Here is a 16391-nt window from a genome sequence, read left to right on the forward strand (position 1 = left end):
CGCCATCGAGCTCGCCGAGCGCGCCACCGACGCCGGTGTCGACCTCGTCGTCGCCTTCGGCGGCGACGGCACGGTCAACGAGATCGCCAACGGCCTCCTGCGGGCGGGTCCGGTCCCGGGCGCACCGGCACTGGCCGTGGTGCCCGGTGGGAGCACCAACGTCTTCGCCCGCGCGCTCGGCTACTCCGCCTCCCCGGTGGAGGCCACCGGGGAGCTCCTGGAGGCACTGCGCGAAGGGCGCAGCCGCCGGATCGGCCTCGGGCACGCCACCTTCACCAGCCGGTCGGGCACCAGCCAGTCCCGGTGGTTCATGTTCTGCGCCGGCCTCGGCGTGGACGCGGCCGTGGTCGAACGGGTGGAGCGCAAGCGGGTACACGGGCGCCGCAACACCCCGGGGCTGTACCTGCGCTCGGCGCTCGGGCATTTCGTCCGCGGCGCGGGGCGCCGGCGCCCGCCCATCACCATCACCACCGGCGAACCGGGCCAGGCGGCCGGGGCCGCCGGGGCGGCCGTCGACGTGGCCGGCCCGGGCGCCGCGCGGCCGGACACCGTCCAGGCCGCCGTGGTGTGCAACACGACGCCCTGGACGTATTTCGACTCCCAGCTGGTACGCGCCTGCCCGGCGGCCTCGTTCGACACCGGCCTGGACCTTCTCGGCCTGTACCGGCCGACGCTCGCGCGCACGGCCCACGCCGGCCTGCAGATGCTGCACAGCGCCCGGGGCCCCCACGGCAAGAACGTCTACACGCTGCACGACCAGCGCACGATCACGTTGACGGCCGCGCGCGAGCTGCCGTTCCAGATGGACGGCGAGTACATCGGCCCGCAGACCCGGGTGACGCTGCGGTCCGAGCCGAGGGCGCTGCGCGTCATCGGCTGAGCGCCCGTCATCGCCTGAGCCGGACGCGAGCGCCCGCCCGAGAGCCGGAGCCGGAGCCGGGAACGGGCGGGGAGCCCCCTGGTCGAGGGGTTGCCGGCTCGCTGCCGTCGGGCGCCCGCTCAGGCCGCTCCCCGGCCGAGCCCTCGGACGACCTCGGCCGGGTCGTCGCAGATCACCCCGTCCACACCGGCGGCCCGCAGCCGGTCGGCCTCCCGCACCGAGGTGACCGTCCAGGTCACCAGGCCCACGCCGGCCGCCCGGGCCCGTTCGGGCACGTCCGGGGAGCCGAGCACCGAGGAGATGTGGGCGTGCAGCTCCTGATGGCCGGCGGAGCGCACGTAGGCGATGCCGCCGCTGGCCGACATCCGCGGCATGGTGAGGAACGCGGTGGGCACGCCGATCCCGGCGTCGCGTACCGCCTCGATCGCGAACCAGTCGAACGAGGAGACGGTCACCGCCCCGGACGCGCCGTCGGCGGCCCGGGTGAGCCCGCGGGAGCGCAGGAGCTCGACCAGGGCCCGGGCGGTCCGTTCCCGGGGGGCGTCGAAGTCGGGCTGGCCCGGCTGGTTCTTGACCTCGAGAACGAGGCGGCCACGGCCGTCCCAGGCGTCGAGGATGTCGGTCAGGGTGGGCACGCCCAGACCGGTGAGCTCGCGGGTCGTCCGGCGGATCACGGCCCGGCCGGTCAGCCGCCCCGGCAGCCGGGGATCGTGCACGCAGACCAGATCCCCGTCGGCGCTGCGCCGTACGTCCACTTCGATACCATCGGCGCCAGCGCGCAACGCGGCGTCCACCGCCTCAGCGGTGTTCTCCGGACCGGGGACCCGGCTACCGCGGTGACCAAGAACCTGCATGCGCCAACGATGCCATCACGGCCGCGCCCCCGGTAACGCCAGGGCTGGCGAGGCCGGATGCGTCGGAACGCCGGAAGTGCGTGATCACTGCCTGGCCCGCCCGCGGGCCGGAAGCCGGTCGGAGATCCGGAAGGCTCCGGGCCCGGGAACCGCGCGAGAAACCCGGGGTGACAACCGCGAATGCCAATTCGGCATGCCGTCCTGGCTCTGCCAGGCGTGCGTGTTCCCTGAGTTGGCGGTACTAGGACGGTCTGTGTGTCACCGTCGTCCGATCCGCCGCAAAGAGTGGTCCACCTGTGTCTCTAACGGACGAAACCGGGTGGTCAGGGGTCGGTAAGGGGTGGGAAGCCACTTGCAGGTCCTTGCGCCCATGCCAGTTGCGGTGGGAGGGTGGCGAATGTCCGAGGTGGATGACCCCATACACCTCGGGTTCACACGCGACGGTGCATCCGGTCGAAAGATCGAGAAGCCGCGCGGGCCCGGCAGCCGTTTGGCGGCCGGAAAGTGCGACACAACCGTGGCGGCTCGTAAAGCGTCTCACGTGCAGTGTGGCTCGAGACGAGAGAGGGAGTTGTACGCATGGACTGGCGCCACAGAGCGCTCTGTCGCGACGAGGATCCCGAGCTCTTCTTCCCGATCGGTACTACCGGTCCGGCTGAACGCCAGGTCGAAGAAGCAAAGGCCGTCTGCCGGCGGTGCGCCGTGACAAGTGATTGCTTGAGCTGGGCTCTTGACACCGGGCAGGACTCCGGGGTCTGGGGCGGTCTGAGCGAGGATGAACGCCGAGCGCTCAAGCGCCCCGCGCGCACCCGCGTCCGCACCGCCTGAGCAGTACCCGCAGGCACCACCCCAGCTCGAGCCGGACGGCGACTTCCCAGATGGCCATGCCATGAGGTATGGGCCACCGGGATGCTGTCGTGTGCCTTGGAGCTGCTTCTGTCCGTGTCCGCGTCGTTTGCCAGCGAAGCCGACGGCACTCGCTGGACCGGTGTTGAAATGGCAGAAAACGACAGGCCAGGACGGGGTGGGACGGCGCCAGGCACGGTGGTGCTGTACCCACCTCGACGGTCCTCATAACACCGATCTTGGAAAAATTTTTTCAGTCGCGCAGCGGGATGGAGAGCAGGGCCTCGGTACCGCGCTCCGCACCCGCCTGGAGGCGGATCGCTCCCTGCATCTCACCGAGGACAAGCTGGCGCACGATCTGCAGGCCGAGCCGGGGCGAGTGCTCCAGCTGGAAGTCCTCGGGCAGCCCGGCACCGTTGTCGGCGACCACCACGTCCAGCCGGTCGGGATACCGCCGGACCCGTAGCTCGATCGAACCGGCCGAACCATCGAACGCGTGTTCGACGGCATTCTGCAGCAGCTCGGAAAGCACAAGTGCCAGCGGCGTGGCGAGCTCACCGGGCAGCTGGCCGAACGATCCCCTGCGGGTCGTGCTCGCCCTGGTCCCGGTCGAAGCCAGGTCCACCGTCACCGACGTGATCTGGTCAGCGATCTCGTCGAAGGGCACCGACTCGCCGAGGCTCTGCGAAAGGGTCTCGTGCACGACCGCGATCGAGGTCACCCGCCGCACCGACTCCCGCAGCGCCAGGCGCGCCTCGTCCACCTTGGTACGGCGCATCTGCAGGCGCAACAGGGCCGCTACCGTCTGTAGGTTGTTCTTCACCCGATGGTGGATCTCGCGGATGGTCGCGTCCTTGCTCAGCAGCTGCGCCTCCCGGCGCCGCAGGTCCGAGACGTCGCGGACGAGGACCAGCACCTCACGGGTGGCGCCGGGAAACAGCGGGATCGCGCGCAGCAGCACCACCGTGCTCCCGACCGCGAGCTCCACCTCGACCGGACGGCGGCGCCCGATCGCGTGCCACACGGCCGGCGTGGTCGCGGGCAGGTTCAGCATCCGGTGCACCGAACGCAGGTCCTCACCGGTGACGTTGCCGGTGTAGCCGAGGCGGCGGTACGCCGACAGCGCGTTCGGACTGGCGAAAATGACCTTCCCCGAGCCGTCCAGGCGCAGCATCCCGTCACCGACGCGCGGCGCCTCGGGCAGTTCGGCGTTGCTGCCCCGGAACGGGAACGCCCCCTCGGCGATCATCAGCGCCAGGTTGTTCGCGCACTGCAGGTACGCCGACTCCAGCGCGCTCGGCGTCCGGGTGGTGGCCAGGTTGGTGTCCCGCGCCAGCACGGCGATGACCCGGTCGGCGTGCAGGACCGGGATCGCCTCGGTGCGCACCGGCACCCCGCCGTCCCACTCCGGCTCACCCTCCCGGGCGATCCGGTGCTCGCGCCACGAGTTCTGCACCACCCATCTGTTGATCACAACGCTGCCGACCTCGTCGTTGTGGTATGCCGTCGGCCCGGTGGTCGGCCGCACCTGCGCGACCACCAGGAACTCGGCTCCCGGGCCGGCTCCGCCGCGAGCCGCCGTGGCCCGGCTGGGCACGAGCAGCAGCAGGTCCGCGAAGGACAGGTCGGCCAACAGCGCCCAGTCGGCCACCAGGGCGTGCAGATGGTCGATGTCGTCCGCACCAAGATCGGTACTCTCGCGTAGAAGGTCCTCCAGCGTTCCCACGCAGGCAGATTGCCAGACGCGGCGCCGGCTCGGAGCACGTGTGCCCGATCAGCTTTCCCGGATCACGGCACCGCCATGATCCGGTCACTCTCCCGACGACACGAAAACCATGATCGTACTGCCTTCGGCGGGACCGGTTCCAGCGCCTCCGGCAGCGCGAAAACATGATCGCGCTGCCTTCGGCGGGCCGACTTCAGTGTCTCCGGCAACACGAAAACCATGATCGCGTCACCTTTGACCTAGGCTTCCTGGTGTGCACCCGCATACCACCAAGGCGGTCCCCGATCCGCTTGGCTGGCTGGACGGCCATGCCCGGCGCCGGGAAGAAGCCGGGCTGCGCCGGGTCGTGCGCCCGCGCGCGCCCGGCTCAGGCACGCCGGGCGACCCGGCAGGCGGGGATCCCACCCGCCCGCTGGACCTGGCCGGCAACGACTACCTGGGCCTGTCCCGCCACCCCGAGGTGGTCGAGGGCGGGGTGCGGGCACTGCGCACCTGGGGCGCGGGCTCCACCGGAAGCCGGCTGGTCACCGGGACGACCACCCTGCACGGCGACCTTGAGGACGCTCTGGCCGCACACACCGGCTTCGCCTCGGCGCTGGTCTTCGCCTCCGGGTACGCGGCCAACCTGGGCGTGCTCACCTCGCTCACCGGGCCCGACGACCTCATCGTCTCGGACGAGCGTAACCACGCGTCGCTGGTGGACGCCTGTCGGCTGTCCCGGGCGCAGGTGGTCATCGCGCCGCACGCCGACGTCGCAGCGGTCGACGCGGCGCTGACCGAACGGTCGTGGCAGCACGCCGTCGTGGTCACCGACTCGGTGTTCTCCGCGGACGGCGATCTGGCCCCGCTGGCCGCGCTGCACACGGTCGCCCGCTCCCACGGCGCGCTGCTGGTCGTGGACGAGGCCCACAGCCTCGGCGTCGTCGGCCCCGGCGGGCGGGGCGCGCTCGCGGACGCCGGGCTCGCCGGCGAGCCGGACGTGGTCGCCACCATCACCCTGTCCAAGGCGCTGGGCAGCCAGGGCGGCGCCGTGCTGGGCCCGCCGGCCGTGCGCGCGCATCTCATCGACACCGCCCGCACGTTCATCTTCGACACCGGGCTGGCGCCGGCCTGCGCCGGCGCGGCGCTCGCCGCGCTCGGGATCCTCACCGCGACCCCGGCTCTCGCGGACGACGTCCGACGGCACGCCCGCCACCTGGCCGACCTCACCGGCGCGCCCCGGCCGGCCGGCGCGGTCGTGTCGGTCGTCCTCGGCGAGCCGGAACGCGCGGTGCGGGCGGCGGAGACCTGCCGTGCGCACGGGGTGGCCGTCGGCTGCTTCCGCCCTCCGACCGTGCCCCCGGGCACGAGCCGGCTGCGGGTCGCGGCCCGCGCCGACCTCACCGCCACCGACCTGGCCCGGGCCGCCGACGCCTTCGCCGCGGCCATCGGCACGCCCGGCCGTCCCGGCTGTCCCGGATGTCCCGGATGACGGTTCTCGTGGTGACAGGAACCGGGACGGGGGTCGGGAAGACGGTCGTCACCGCCGCGGTGGCCACCCTCGCCCGGGAGCGGGGCGTCGACGTCGCCGTGGTGAAGGCCGCCCAGACCGGTGTCGAGCCCGGCGAGCCCGGCGACCTCGACCATGTGCGCGCCCTGTCCGGGGTCGAGGGGCTGTACGAGTACGCCCGGTTCCCGGCGGCGCTGTCGCCGGCCGCCGCGGCCCGCCTGCACCGGCGTGCCCCGGTGGAGCTCACCGACGTCGCCCGGCACGTGGGTGAGCTCGCCGAGCGCTACCGGCTCGTCCTGGTGGAGGGCGCGGGCGGGCTGCTGGTCCGTTACGACGACGAGGGCAGCACTGTCGCCGATCTCGCCCGTACGCTGGCCGCGCCGGTGCTGCTGGTCAGCGAGGCCGGGCTCGGCGCGCTCAACACCACCGCGCTGACCCTGGAGGCGCTGGCCAACCGCGGGCTGGATCTCGCCGGGCTCGTCATCGGCTCCTGGCCGGCCGCCCCCGACCTCGCCTGTCGCTCGAACATCGTGGACATGGAGATGCTCGCCGCGCGCCCACTCGCCGGAGCGCTGCCAGCGGGCGCGGGGCACGCCGATGCCGCGGCGTTCCGCGCCACCGCCCGGGTCTGCCTGGCGCCCGCCCTCGGTGGCACCTTCGACGCCCACGACTTCCGAGAGAGCCACAGACCGTGACTTGTCTCGGCCCGCCTACCATCCCGGGGACCTCACGGACCTGGGCCATCCGGATCCTCGGACGAATCGACGGTCCGTAACCGAACTACCACAGGAGACCGCCTTGCCGCCGTCAGTAGCCACCGTGCCCGTGCCCGTGACCCCGCCGACGCAACCGCCGACACCGACCCGGCCGACGGCCGACCAGCCGACGGCCGCCGGGAGCCCAGGAGGGAACGCGCCGGTCGCCGACATCCTCCAGGTCGCCCGCGAGCAGGTGCTGGAGCGTGGCCAGGGGCTCTCCGCCGAGCAGACCCTCCAGGTACTGCGGCTCGACGACGACCGGATCGGCGAGGCGCTGGCGCTGGCGCACGAGGTGCGGATGCGCTGGTGCGGCCCGGAGGTCGAGGTCGAGGGGATCGTCAGCCTCAAGACCGGCGGCTGCCCGGAGGACTGCCACTTCTGCTCCCAGTCCGGCAAGTTCGACTCACCGGTGCGCTCGGTCTGGCTGGACGTCCCGTCGCTGGTCGAGGCCGCGAAGGCGACCCGGGAGACCGGCGCGACCGAGTTCTGCATCGTCGCCGCCGTCCGGGGCCCGGACAAGCGCCTGATGAGCCAGGTCCGGGCGGGGATCGAGGCGATCCGTGCCGCCGTCGACATCAACATCGCCTGCTCGCTCGGGATGCTCACCCAGGAGCAGGTGGACGAGCTCGCCGCGATGGGCGTCCACCGCTACAACCACAACCTGGAGACGGCGCGCTCGCACTTCCCCCAGGTCGTGACCACGCACAGCTGGCAGGAGCGGTGGGACACCTGCGAGATGGTGCGGGCCGCCGGCATGGAGCTGTGCTGCGGCGCCATCATCGGGGTCGGCGAGACGCTGGAGCAGCAGGCCGAACTCGCCGGCCAGCTCGCCGCGCTCGAGCCCGACGAGGTACCGCTGAACTTCCTCAACCCGCGGCCGGGCACACCGTTCGCCGATCTCCCGGTGGTCGGCCCGAAGGAGGCGCTGCGCACCATCGCCGCGTTCCGGCTCGCGCTGCCGCGCACCATCCTGCGCTACGCCGGCGGACGTGAGATCACTCTCGGTGACCTCGCTGTCGACGGGATGCTCGGCGGCATCAACGCGGTCATCGTCGGCAACTACCTCACCACGCTGGGACGGCCCGCCGAGGCGGATCTGGAGATGCTTGCCGACCTGAAGATGCCCATCAAGTCCATGCAGTCCACGTTCTGATCACTGACCGTCCCGGCCGTGGCAGCCCGGAACGGCCGGGACGGCCGGGACCTGAGCAGGCCGGCGCCGCCGCGGCCAGCCGTGGCGGCGGGTGACGGGCCGGCGGGTGACGGGTAGAACGGCCGCGGGCAGAACGTCGGCCGAGCCGCCCGATGTTCTACCCTCGTAACCATGACTACCGAGGGTCAGAGGCGAAACGATCACGCTTCTCCCACGCCCGGGGCGCCGGCAGGCCACTGGCCGCCCGATCACGCTTCTGCCGCTCCCGTCGGGCCTCCCGGACCGGCACAGCCGGTCGGGGAGGCCCGACGCGGCCCGCTCCCTGGGTCACCCGGCGCGGCGGAGACGGCCTTCTGCGACCGGTGCGGACGGCCGCTGGCCGACAGCGGGCACGACATCTGCGCCCAGGCCCGGCTGCTGGAACCGCCACGGTTCTGCCGGACCTGCCGACGACGGATGATCGTCCAGATCACCCCGACCGGCTGGACGGCCAGCTGCGTCGAACACGGCACGATCGCGGGCTGACCCCCGGGCCCGCTCGCCCCCGGGCCCGCTTCGTCGCGGACCTGGCTGGTCAGGCCACCGGAAGCTGGTCGAGGAGGGCGATCAGGTCACCCTCCTGAACGACGTCCCCCTCCCGCACCGCGATCTGGGCGACCCGGCCGCCGTCCTCGCTGAGTACCGGGATCTCCATCTTCATGGAGTCGAGAATCACCAGCGTGTCACCGGCCGACACGGTGTCCCCGACACCGACCACGACCTTCCACACGTTGGCTACCATCTCGGCCCGAACTTCCTCGGCCACGGCTCCCCTTCCCTGTTCCGAGCGTTCCTGCTCCGGTGCGGACATGTGCACAGCGTGAGCGTAGTGTGCGTCGACGCCCGACCGCTGCGCGCCACGTCAACAAAGAAAGCCCCTGTTCGAGCACCGATCCACCCAATTTCTTGACACGCTGGTAACAACTCCCGGCCCGGGCCCTCTCCGGAACTGTCAACGATCTTCACTGGACGGGTGGGCGGCCGGCACGGACAGCCAGGCGGCACAGCCGGGGCACGGCGGCGGAGAGCCGGCCGCGGCGACCCGGACATGCCGGAATGCCACACCTGCGGCCGAAGGCCCCGCGGACAACGCACACTACGAGTGTGTTCGTTCTCCTTGTGCTTGCCCTGGTGGGCGGTGTCATCATCGGGCTGGTCCGCGGTGGCACGCTGGACGCTCTGGTCCGTATCTATGTGGCACGCCCGTGGATGTTCGTGGCCACGGTCGCGGCCCTGAGCGCGGGCCGGCTCATCCCCGGCCTGCACGCGGTCTCGTGGGCGCTGGCCACGGTGGCGGTCGTGCTGTTCGCCGCGGCGAACTCCCGGCTGCCCGGCGTCGGCCTGCTGTGGGCCGGGATCGCGCTGAACACCGTGGTGATCCTCGCCAACGGCGGTCAGATGCCGGTGTCGCTGTGGGCGGCCGAACGGGCCGGCGTGCCCGCCAGCGAGATATACGCCTCCGCCCGGCACACGCCGGGCGGTGACGACACCGTCCTGCGCCCGGCCACCGACGTGATCCCGCTGGCGTTCCCCGGCGCGGGATCCGTCGTCGGCATCGGCGACGTCCTGATCGCCGCCGGCGTCGGCATGTTCGGCGCGGTCGCGCCGGTCCGGGCCCGCCGGACCCTGGCATCCCGGCTCCCCCCGGACAGCGGCTCCGCCACCGCCCGGGAGCCCCTGGCGGAAGAGCCGGCCGTCACGACGGCTTACCGATCATCCGATGACCGGTAAGGAAAAGGAACGGACGGCCCACGGCTCCGCCGCGATCAGCGGGCAGGCGGTGGAACGATGTGAGTTCGCCACTGGGGCAGCGGCATCGATTCACATCGTTCAGGCGAGCCGGTTCAGGCGAGCCGGGTGACCGGTGGGCGACGATGGGATCCCGCTCGGCGGATGGACGGGGCGGGGTGTGGTGGACGGGGGCCAAGGCGTGGGTCTGGCAGGATGGCCGGAGCGGAAAGGAGGTTCCCGACGTGGCGAAGAAGAAGCGCAAGCGGCGCGCACGTGCCAAGAGCAAGGCCAACCACGGCAAGCGCCCGAACACCTGAGCCATCCGGACACCTGGCGTTCTGCGGGTGATGTTCTTCGGGTCACGGGCGAACTCGGGCACGGGCGGTCACGGATTTGTCGCGTACGGATCTGTCGCGTACGGATCTGTGACGCCGTTCGCGTCCCGCGCGTGGCCGCGAAGCTACCGGCCGGGAGCGGCAATGGCCCGGTGACAATCCACCGGGCCACAACCCGAACCATCAGGAGCGCGGACAACCGGTCGACAACCAGCCGGAACACAGCGACCGGCGCACAGCTGCCGGCGCACAGCGATCAGCACACAACGGCGGCTGGCCGGTGGCGATCGTGGAACCCGCCGCCCGGCGGCAGGCAGGCGGCGGGGACGTGCCGGGAAGAGGCGCTGGTCAGCCGGTGGTGGTACGGGTCCGCAGCCACTGCACTGTCTGCCGCAGCCCGCTGTCCAGGTCGACCTGGGGCCGCCAGCCGACCAGCCGGGCCGCCCTGCCGATGTCGAGCGCGATCCGTTGCAGCTCACCGGGCCGGGGCGTGGCGAACTCGGGGGCGTCCGCCACGCCGACGATCCCCGCGATCGCGCGGTGCAGGTCCCGGACGGTCGTCTGCGTGCTGGTGCCGATGTTGAGGCGTTCGCCGTTGGCGGCATCCGGCGGGACGGACCGGGCGAAGGCGTCCGCGACATCGCCGACGAAGACGTAGTCACGGGTGGTCGTGCCGTCACCGAAGATCCTCGTCGGGCGGCCCTCGAGCATCGCCGTCCCGAAGATCGCCACCACCCCGGCCTCGCCGTGCGGATCCTGGCGGGGGCCGTAGACGTTCCCCAGCGCCAGTGCCGTCGTGGCCAGCCCGTATGTGGAGCGGTACACGGACAGGTAGAGCTCACCGGCCGCCTTGCCCGCGGCGTACTGCGACTCGGGAGCCACCGGCACGGTCTCGTCCACCGGCAGGTGCCGCGGCGTCCCGTAGATCGAGCCGCCGGAGGAGGTGTGGACGAACTTCCCGACGCCGGCGAGCCGGCTCGCCTCCAGCACGTTGATCGTGCCGAGTACGTTCAGCCGGGCGTCGAGCAGTGGGTCGCTGACGCTCACCCGCACGTCGATCTGGGCCGCCAGGTGCAGGACGACGTCGGGACGGACCCGCCCGACGACACCGGGCAGCTCGGTGGACGTGATATCCACCTTCTCAAAGGAAAACCGGTGGTCACGCAGAGCGGGGCCGAGGTTCTCAAGTCGACCGGTGGACAAATCGTCGACCCCGACGACATCATGGCCGTCGGCGAGCATACGGTCAGTGACCGTGGAACCGATAAAACCGGCCGCGCCGGTGACGAGGATACGCACGGCACAAGAGCCTAACCGCCGGTCGGACGGCCGGCCGTCACGGCCGACCTCCTTGCTCCAGTCTTGTTCAGTCCTTATTCGGCGCGGAACTCCGCCGTATCCGCGTCGATACGGGCGGCCCGCAGCCGTTCCAGGACGCTCTCCCGGAGCGACTCGGGTGCGCGTTCCCCCCCGCACCTGCGGGCCACCAGCAGCTTCACCTCGTGTTCCACCCCGAACTCCCGAAGGCACGGGGAGCATTCGTCCAGATGGGAACGAACCAGGTGCTTGTGCTCGAAATCGATCTCGCCGTCAAGATAGAGGTAGACCGCTTCCAGGATCTTCCGACAGTCGACCGCGTGCGGCTCCCCACAGCTCACGATCCACCACCGTCGGTCTCGGAGCTGCCGGCCCGGACCAGGCCGCGTTCCCGGGCGTAGTGTTCAAGAGCGGTACGCAGCCCACGACGGCCGCGATGCAGGCGTGACATCACGGTACCGATCGGGGTACCCATGATCTCCGCGATCTCCTTGTAGGCGAACCCCTCTACATCCGCAAGATACACCGCAATACGGAAGTCTTCGGGCAACGCCTGCAACGCCTCCTTGACATCGCTGTCCGGCAGGTGCTCCAGCGCCTCGGTCTCGGCGCTCTTCAGGCCGCTGGACGTGTGCGACTCGGCGTCGGCGAGCTGCCAGTCCTCGACCTGCTCGGTCGGGCTCTGCAACGGCTGGCGCTGACGCTTGCGGTAGGTGTTGATGAACGTGTTCGTCAGGATGCGGTAGAGCCACGCCTTGAGGTTCGTGCCTTCCTGGAACTGGTGGAAGGCGGCGAACGCCTTGACGAAGGTTTCCTGCACCAGGTCTTCGGCGTCGGCCGGATTACGCGTCATCCGCAGCGCCGCCGCATAAAGTTGATCAAGAAAAGGCAGGGCGTCTCGCTCGAAGCGGCTGCTGCGCTCCTCGACGGTCTCGTCGACCAGGACCACTCCCTCGTTCCTTGGGTCGTCCGCGGGATACCGGCTCACGGACGTGCCGGCGGCTCCTGGAACGGACGATACCCTGGCCGGTGCGTACGCGCGTACGGAAAAGCCATCGGTACCGGCAGGTTCCGGGACGTCTGGCCGCCGGCCGGAAGGGCCGAGCAGGCCATCATGCGGACGGGGCGCCGGAGCGGGCGTCGACGCGGTGACGCGGGCACAGGCTACCAGCGGCCCAGGGGCCTCGGCCACGGACGGCACAACAGGCGCGCCGTCGCGAACATCGTCGTGTCGCCACCGGCCCGCCAGCCCGGTTGCGAACTGGGCAGTCATCGAACCTCCGAATGGATGTCCCCGCCGGCCGGAACCAACACGATCATGGGGGCCGGCGGACCATGAAACGATCAGCCCGGCCCGTTGCTCTCCCGCGTCGCGGACGGCTCCAAGAATCTCTGCAGGTGGCGTAACCGCCCGACCAGCCGTCGGATTCCCGGCGGCCCCCGAGCCCCGGCCTCGGCGGACGCGTGACAGGGCCGCCCTCACACCTCCACAAGTACACGGGAAGAGCAACACGAGAACACGAAAAAGCCGACAAGATGACATTTACTGCCATCAACCACCATAGACCTGCAATCTTCACAACGTTACAACAGAACTACGGCGTCACGACAGAACTACCGCGGAGCACGGCGCCTCGGCGCCTCGGCGCCCGCCGGACGCTCACGGCCTGGCGGAGGCCAGCCGGGCAATGATCCACTCTGTCGCGACGGCCGCCGCCTCGTCGACGACCTCGGCTTCGTCGCGGCCGTCCTTGCGGCGTGTCCGCATGGCGTGGTCGGCGCCGGCCAGGACATGCACCTCGATGTGCCGGGCCGGGTCCGGACCGGGCATGCCGAAGGTGTCCCGGTCCCCCTGGAGCACGAGCACGGGGACGCCGGCGGCGAGCAGTTCGGGCAGGCGCGACGGCCGGCTCCCCCGCGGCTCCCGCCCACCGTCGCGGGCAGCCTCCTCCAGATCTTTCTTGGCCGAGGCGGAGGGCCGTCCTGGGGGATCCTGCCCAAAGCCTCGGCCAAAATCTTTCTTGGCCGAGGCGGAGGGCCGTCCTGGGGGACACAGCGGGAAGCCGAAGGCCACTACTCCGGCGGCCCCGGTCGTGCGGGCGCAGCGGCAGGCCACCCTCGATCCCATGGAACGGCCGGCCAGGACGACGGGCCGCGGCCGCCCCAGGGCGTCCATGACCGCGTGCAGCACCGCGTCCAGCCGGGCCGGACGGTCCGGCGCGCGGCGGCCGGCGACACGATAGGGCATCTCCAGGCGGGCCACCCCAACCCCGCGCGCCGGCAGCCGCCGCGCCAGCACGGACAACACGCCGACATCCGTCCCGCTGGCGGCACCGTGCAGCAGGACGACAGTTCCCGCCGGTGCCCCGGTCGCGGGAACTAGGAAGACCCGTGCGCCGTCCACTTCCAGGGAAGTCCGATCGGTGGAGGAGGCGCCGGCCGTGGTCGTACCCGGGAGAAAAATGTCACCGCTGCCCGTGTGCATCTGTCAGACTTCCCGTGAGTGTGTGTGACTTGTTTCGCATCTTCCCCCCTGAAGGGTAGGAAAGGTCCATGCTGCCGCGTCTCGACGCCGAGCCAGATCAGTCGCGCGGACGAACGCCGACCCTCGTCTATGAGGCCCCCACGGACAGCGATGATCCGTACTGGGCGTTCTACGAAGATGTCGCCGCCACCCAGCTGGCCAGCTGGCTGCCGATGCCACGGATCCGGGTCCTGGACGTCTCCGGCCCACGGACGAGGTTCACACGCCAGATGGTCGCGGCGGGGCACGACGTCGTGCGCGTCGTCCCGGCCCCGGACCGTTCGGGGGCCCGCGCTGCCGGCAGGCGCGCGGACGGCCATGCCCGCTCCGGCGGGGCTTCCGTGCGTCCCGGCGCGGCCGGCGGGCTCACCGCGGTCCGGCCGGGCGACATCACCGGCCCCGGGCGGCTGGTGCAGGTGGCCGGTGACCCCCGGTCGCTTGACTGGTTCACGCCGGAGAGCTTCGACGCCGTCCTGGCCGAAGGCCGCGCGCTGTCGTTCTGCCTGGCCACCGAGACGACCCTGGAAGAGATCCACCGTATGCTGCGCCCCGGCGGGCGGCTGCTGCTGTGCGTCGACTCGCTGCTGCTGGGCCTGGCCCGGCTCGCCGAGCAGCACCGCTGGGCGGAGCTGTCCGACGTCCCGCGCGCCGACGTCGTCCTCGTCCCGGCCGAGGACGGGTCGATCACCCGCTGTTTCTGGCCGGAGGAGCTGCGCGCCCTGCTGACCAGCGCCGGCCTGGACGTCGACTGGATCCGCCCGCGGACGGTGCTCTCGGCCGAGGCGGTGACCCGCGCGGTCGCCTCCGACGTCTCCTGCTTTCCCACCCTGGTCCGCACCGAGGTCGATCTCTCGGCCGAACGCGAGGGCGAGTCGATCGGCATCCACCTGGTCGCCAGCGCCCGCCGCCCCGACTGAGCCCGCGGCGACGGCCGTCGCCGCTTCCCGGCCGTCCAGCGGTCATGCCCCGCCAGGCCGCGCCACGGCGGTCATGATCCTGTGGTCCAGTACCGGTTGAGCCGTGTCACGGCCTCGTCCCTGGTCATGCCCGCGATCTCAGCCTCGCCAAGGCCGACCCGCTGCCTGAGCAGATACACGAGTTCGGCCGGCAGGGCCTGCGCGGGCACGTCCGGGGCGCCCCGCTTGGGCGGGATGCCGTCCCGCACACACGTCCAGAACTCGTCCTCCGTGACATCCAACTGATCGCGCAGGATGTGGCTCCACCTGCTCGGCCCGTACGCCGTCCGGTCGACCGGGTGCGAGATACGGGTACGCAGCACCCGTCCGTCGGCGAGGGCGAGTTCGAACGTGACGTGGTGGGTGCCGGTCCGTCCGCGTGCGTCCCGGACCTGGGTCCACTGCTCGGCCCGGCAGAACTTCTCGTGCGCCTCGCGGGCCGGCTGAGAAAAGATCACCCTACCGGCCCGACCAGCCATTCACGCAGCTGGACGTCGCTACTGAGAGTGACCAACTGGACCAGACCCCAGTTGGTCGCGTGGTTGGGGGCGTCGAGGAGCCGATCCTGCCAGTCCTCGGCATACTCCCGCAGGGCGACGATCATCTCGTCCAGGGCCTCGTCCAGATCCGCCCCGTCGGCGGCCACCGGCAACCCGGGAATGAGGATCGACCACCCGCCCGCCTCCGCCACCACCTGGGCGCGAGACGGGCTCACCGAGGCCAGGAAATGCCGCAGACGCTCCTGGTCCACAAACGCGGTGATCCGGTTGTCCCGCCGCACCGTCGCGACCCGGCCCCGCTCCGCCGCGTCCAACAGATCCTTCAGGTGGGCGCGAGCGTCGGTGTAGCTGTCATAGTGCACGGCGGTCATCCAACCTCCTAGGCCAGACACCAGAAGTACGTCAAGTACTCAACGTACTCGCTAGACGGTTGACGGTTGACGGTTGACGGCAATGCCAGCCTCGGACCGGGACAGGAACCCGGGCGCCACCGAACCATGTTTCCAAGCGGCGCGATCACATCTCCGCGGCCCCCACTACCAGCCCTGATCAAAATCGCCGGCACGCGAACGGGTACGGCCGCGGGCTGACAGCCCCGGTGGCGCCTGCCGGGCGTCCGCGTCCGGCATGCTGAACGGGTGACCGTCACCACGGACGTACCCACGGATCCCTGGCCGGCGCCGACGGCCGACCGGCCGGTCGACGCGACCGTGACCATGCCCGGGTCCAAGTCGGCGACGAACCGCGCCCTGATCCTCGCCGCGATCTCCGCCGGCACCAGCCGGCTGACCAGGCCGCTGCGCTCCCGCGACTCGCTGCTCATGGCCGCCGCCCTCGGCGAGCTCGGCGTCGCCGTCGTCGATGACCACGATGACTGGCTGGTCCACGGCCGCTACCCGCTCCAGGCGGCCCCGGCTGCCCGGATCGACTGCGGCAACGCCGGCACCGTCGCCCGGTTCACCCCCGCGCTGGCCGCGCTGGCACACGGCGACGTGGTCTTCGACGGCGACCCGCGCATGCGGGAGCGTCCGCTCACCCCTCTGCTGGACGCGCTGCGGACCCTGGGCGCGGCCATCGACGGCGACCGGATGCCGCTGACCGTGCACGGCCGGGGGCACCTGCCCGGTGGCGCGGTGACGGTGGACGCGTCCACCTCCAGCCAGCTCGTCTCCGGTCTGCTGCTGGCGGCCCCCCGCTACGACCAGGGCGTCACCGTCCGTCATGTCGGTGCGCGGCTGCCGTCCTGGCCGTACCTGGAGATGACCGTCGCGGACCTGCGCGCC

The 16391-nt window shown here is 71.5% G+C and carries 19 protein-coding genes; 10 read left to right on the plus strand and 9 right to left on the minus strand.

From position 1 onward, the window contains the following. The coding region (locus AC5LSR_RS06260; RefSeq protein ID WP_493468241.1) for a diacylglycerol/lipid kinase family protein at nt 1–880 on the plus strand (880 nt) is incomplete at its 5' end. A 119-nt stretch (nt 881–999) separates the two neighbouring features. On the opposite strand, the gene AC5LSR_RS06265 is transcribed toward AC5LSR_RS06260, so the two are convergent. Further along, the gene (locus AC5LSR_RS06265) at nt 1000–1734 is read right to left on the minus strand and encodes a glycerophosphodiester phosphodiesterase (RefSeq protein WP_250281778.1); all 735 of its coding nucleotides are present in this window, start codon (nt 1732–1734) and stop codon (nt 1000–1002) included. Nucleotides 1735–2313: 579 nt separating this feature from the next. On the opposite strand from AC5LSR_RS06265, the gene AC5LSR_RS06270 reads away from it, so the two are divergent. Beyond that, a complete protein-coding gene (locus tag AC5LSR_RS06270) occupies nt 2314–2562 on the plus strand; it encodes a WhiB family transcriptional regulator (protein ID WP_013872459.1) in 249 nt (82 codons plus the stop codon). Between the two features lie 271 nt (nt 2563–2833). On the opposite strand, the gene AC5LSR_RS06275 is transcribed toward AC5LSR_RS06270, so the two are convergent. Next, complete coding sequence (locus AC5LSR_RS06275) at nt 2834–4306, minus strand: sensor histidine kinase (protein WP_250281780.1); 1473 nt, start codon at nt 4304–4306, stop codon at nt 2834–2836. A gap of 253 nt (nt 4307–4559) precedes the next feature. Here AC5LSR_RS06275 and AC5LSR_RS06280 point away from each other — a divergent pair, with 253 nt between their 5' ends. The 4 genes from AC5LSR_RS06280 (at nt 4560) to bsaP (ending at nt 8231) form a co-directional block, all read left to right on the plus strand. Beyond that, nucleotides 4560–5777 carry an 8-amino-7-oxononanoate synthase gene (locus AC5LSR_RS06280; RefSeq protein ID WP_250281783.1) on the plus strand — a complete coding sequence of 406 codons (1218 nt, stop codon included), beginning with the start codon at nt 4560–4562 and terminating at the stop codon, nt 5775–5777. Further along, on the plus strand, nt 5774–6490 hold the full coding sequence (bioD, locus tag AC5LSR_RS06285) for a dethiobiotin synthase (RefSeq protein ID WP_250281784.1): 717 nt from the start codon (nt 5774–5776) through the stop codon (nt 6488–6490). Before AC5LSR_RS06280 ends, bioD begins: the two co-directional genes overlap by 4 nt. Nucleotides 6491–6614: 124 nt before the next feature. Continuing rightward, nucleotides 6615–7706, plus strand: a complete 1092-nt coding sequence (gene bioB / locus AC5LSR_RS06290) for a biotin synthase BioB (RefSeq protein ID WP_493468242.1) — start codon at nt 6615–6617, stop codon at nt 7704–7706. Between the two features lie 171 nt (nt 7707–7877). Then, on the plus strand, nt 7878–8231 hold the full coding sequence (gene bsaP, locus AC5LSR_RS06295) for a biotin synthase auxiliary protein BsaP (protein ID WP_445548264.1): 354 nt from the start codon (nt 7878–7880) through the stop codon (nt 8229–8231). Between the two features lie 49 nt (nt 8232–8280). Here the strand turns inward: bsaP and AC5LSR_RS06300 are convergent, their stop codons facing one another. Then, a complete protein-coding gene (locus tag AC5LSR_RS06300; RefSeq protein WP_250281787.1) occupies nt 8281–8511 on the minus strand; it encodes a biotin/lipoyl-binding carrier protein in 231 nt (76 codons plus the stop codon). Between the two features lie 338 nt (nt 8512–8849). On the opposite strand from AC5LSR_RS06300, the gene AC5LSR_RS06305 reads away from it, so the two are divergent. After that, nucleotides 8850–9476 (plus strand): DUF5317 domain-containing protein, encoded by a 627-nt coding sequence (locus tag AC5LSR_RS06305; RefSeq protein WP_250281789.1) that lies wholly within the window; start codon nt 8850–8852, stop codon nt 9474–9476. 242 nt (nt 9477–9718) lie between these two features. Further along, nucleotides 9719–9793: a 50S ribosomal protein bL37 gene (locus AC5LSR_RS06310; protein WP_369299096.1), complete on the plus strand. Its 75-nt coding sequence runs from the start codon at nt 9719–9721 to the stop codon at nt 9791–9793. 366 nt (nt 9794–10159) lie between these two features. Here the strand turns inward: AC5LSR_RS06310 and AC5LSR_RS06315 are convergent, their stop codons facing one another. The 4 genes from AC5LSR_RS06315 to AC5LSR_RS06330 form a co-directional block, all read right to left on the minus strand. Further along, entirely contained in the window at nt 10160–11110 is a 951-nt protein-coding gene (locus AC5LSR_RS06315; RefSeq protein ID WP_250281792.1) for an NAD-dependent epimerase/dehydratase family protein, read from the minus strand. 74 nt (nt 11111–11184) lie between these two features. Next, nucleotides 11185–11469, minus strand: coding sequence for a mycothiol system anti-sigma-R factor (rsrA, locus tag AC5LSR_RS06320; RefSeq protein WP_250281793.1), 285 nt, complete (start codon nt 11467–11469; stop codon nt 11185–11187). Then, a complete protein-coding gene (locus AC5LSR_RS06325) occupies nt 11466–12077 on the minus strand; it encodes a sigma-70 family RNA polymerase sigma factor (RefSeq protein ID WP_043602969.1) in 612 nt (203 codons plus the stop codon). Before AC5LSR_RS06325 ends, rsrA begins: the two co-directional genes overlap by 4 nt. Nucleotides 12078–12788: 711 nt before the next feature. Then, on the minus strand, nt 12789–13613 hold the full coding sequence (locus AC5LSR_RS06330) for an alpha/beta hydrolase family protein (protein WP_250290129.1): 825 nt from the start codon (nt 13611–13613) through the stop codon (nt 12789–12791). Between the two features lie 68 nt (nt 13614–13681). On the opposite strand from AC5LSR_RS06330, the gene AC5LSR_RS06335 reads away from it, so the two are divergent. Further along, nucleotides 13682–14569, plus strand: coding sequence for a methyltransferase domain-containing protein (locus tag AC5LSR_RS06335; RefSeq protein ID WP_250281795.1), 888 nt, complete (start codon nt 13682–13684; stop codon nt 14567–14569). A gap of 71 nt (nt 14570–14640) precedes the next feature. Here the strand turns inward: AC5LSR_RS06335 and AC5LSR_RS06340 are convergent, their stop codons facing one another. Together AC5LSR_RS06340 and AC5LSR_RS06345 are read right to left on the minus strand one after the other, a co-directional pair. Then, nucleotides 14641–15066 carry a hypothetical protein gene (locus tag AC5LSR_RS06340; RefSeq protein WP_250281796.1) on the minus strand — a complete coding sequence of 142 codons (426 nt, stop codon included), beginning with the start codon at nt 15064–15066 and terminating at the stop codon, nt 14641–14643. After that, nucleotides 15063–15479, minus strand: a complete 417-nt coding sequence (locus AC5LSR_RS06345) for a hypothetical protein (RefSeq protein ID WP_250281798.1) — start codon at nt 15477–15479, stop codon at nt 15063–15065. The genes AC5LSR_RS06340 and AC5LSR_RS06345 overlap by 4 nt, the downstream gene beginning before the upstream one ends. Nucleotides 15480–15746: 267 nt before the next feature. Between AC5LSR_RS06345 and AC5LSR_RS06350 the strand changes: the two genes are divergently transcribed. Beyond that, the coding region (locus tag AC5LSR_RS06350; protein ID WP_493464586.1) for a 3-phosphoshikimate 1-carboxyvinyltransferase at nt 15747–16391 on the plus strand (645 nt) is incomplete at its 3' end.

Source organism: Protofrankia sp. CiP1_Cm_nod4, assembly GCF_982290645.1.

What these genes read in the sequence shown, in the direction of transcription:
- AC5LSR_RS06265 (WP_250281778.1), bottom strand. Translation starts at nt 1,734, where the DNA reads ATGCAGGTTCTTGGTCACCGCGGTAGCCGGGTCCCCGGTCCGGAGAAC.
- AC5LSR_RS06270 (WP_013872459.1), top strand. Translation starts at nt 2,314, where the DNA reads ATGGACTGGCGCCACAGAGCGCTCTGTCGCGACGAGGATCCCGAGCTC.
- bioD (WP_250281784.1), top strand. Translation starts at nt 5,774, where the DNA reads ATGACGGTTCTCGTGGTGACAGGAACCGGGACGGGGGTCGGGAAGACG.
- bsaP (WP_445548264.1), top strand. Translation starts at nt 7,878, where the DNA reads ATGACTACCGAGGGTCAGAGGCGAAACGATCACGCTTCTCCCACGCCC.
- AC5LSR_RS06330 (WP_250290129.1), bottom strand. Translation starts at nt 13,613, where the DNA reads ATGCACACGGGCAGCGGTGACATTTTTCTCCCGGGTACGACCACGGCC.
- AC5LSR_RS06335 (WP_250281795.1), top strand. Translation starts at nt 13,682, where the DNA reads ATGCTGCCGCGTCTCGACGCCGAGCCAGATCAGTCGCGCGGACGAACG.
- AC5LSR_RS06345 (WP_250281798.1), bottom strand. Translation starts at nt 15,479, where the DNA reads ATGACCGCCGTGCACTATGACAGCTACACCGACGCTCGCGCCCACCTG.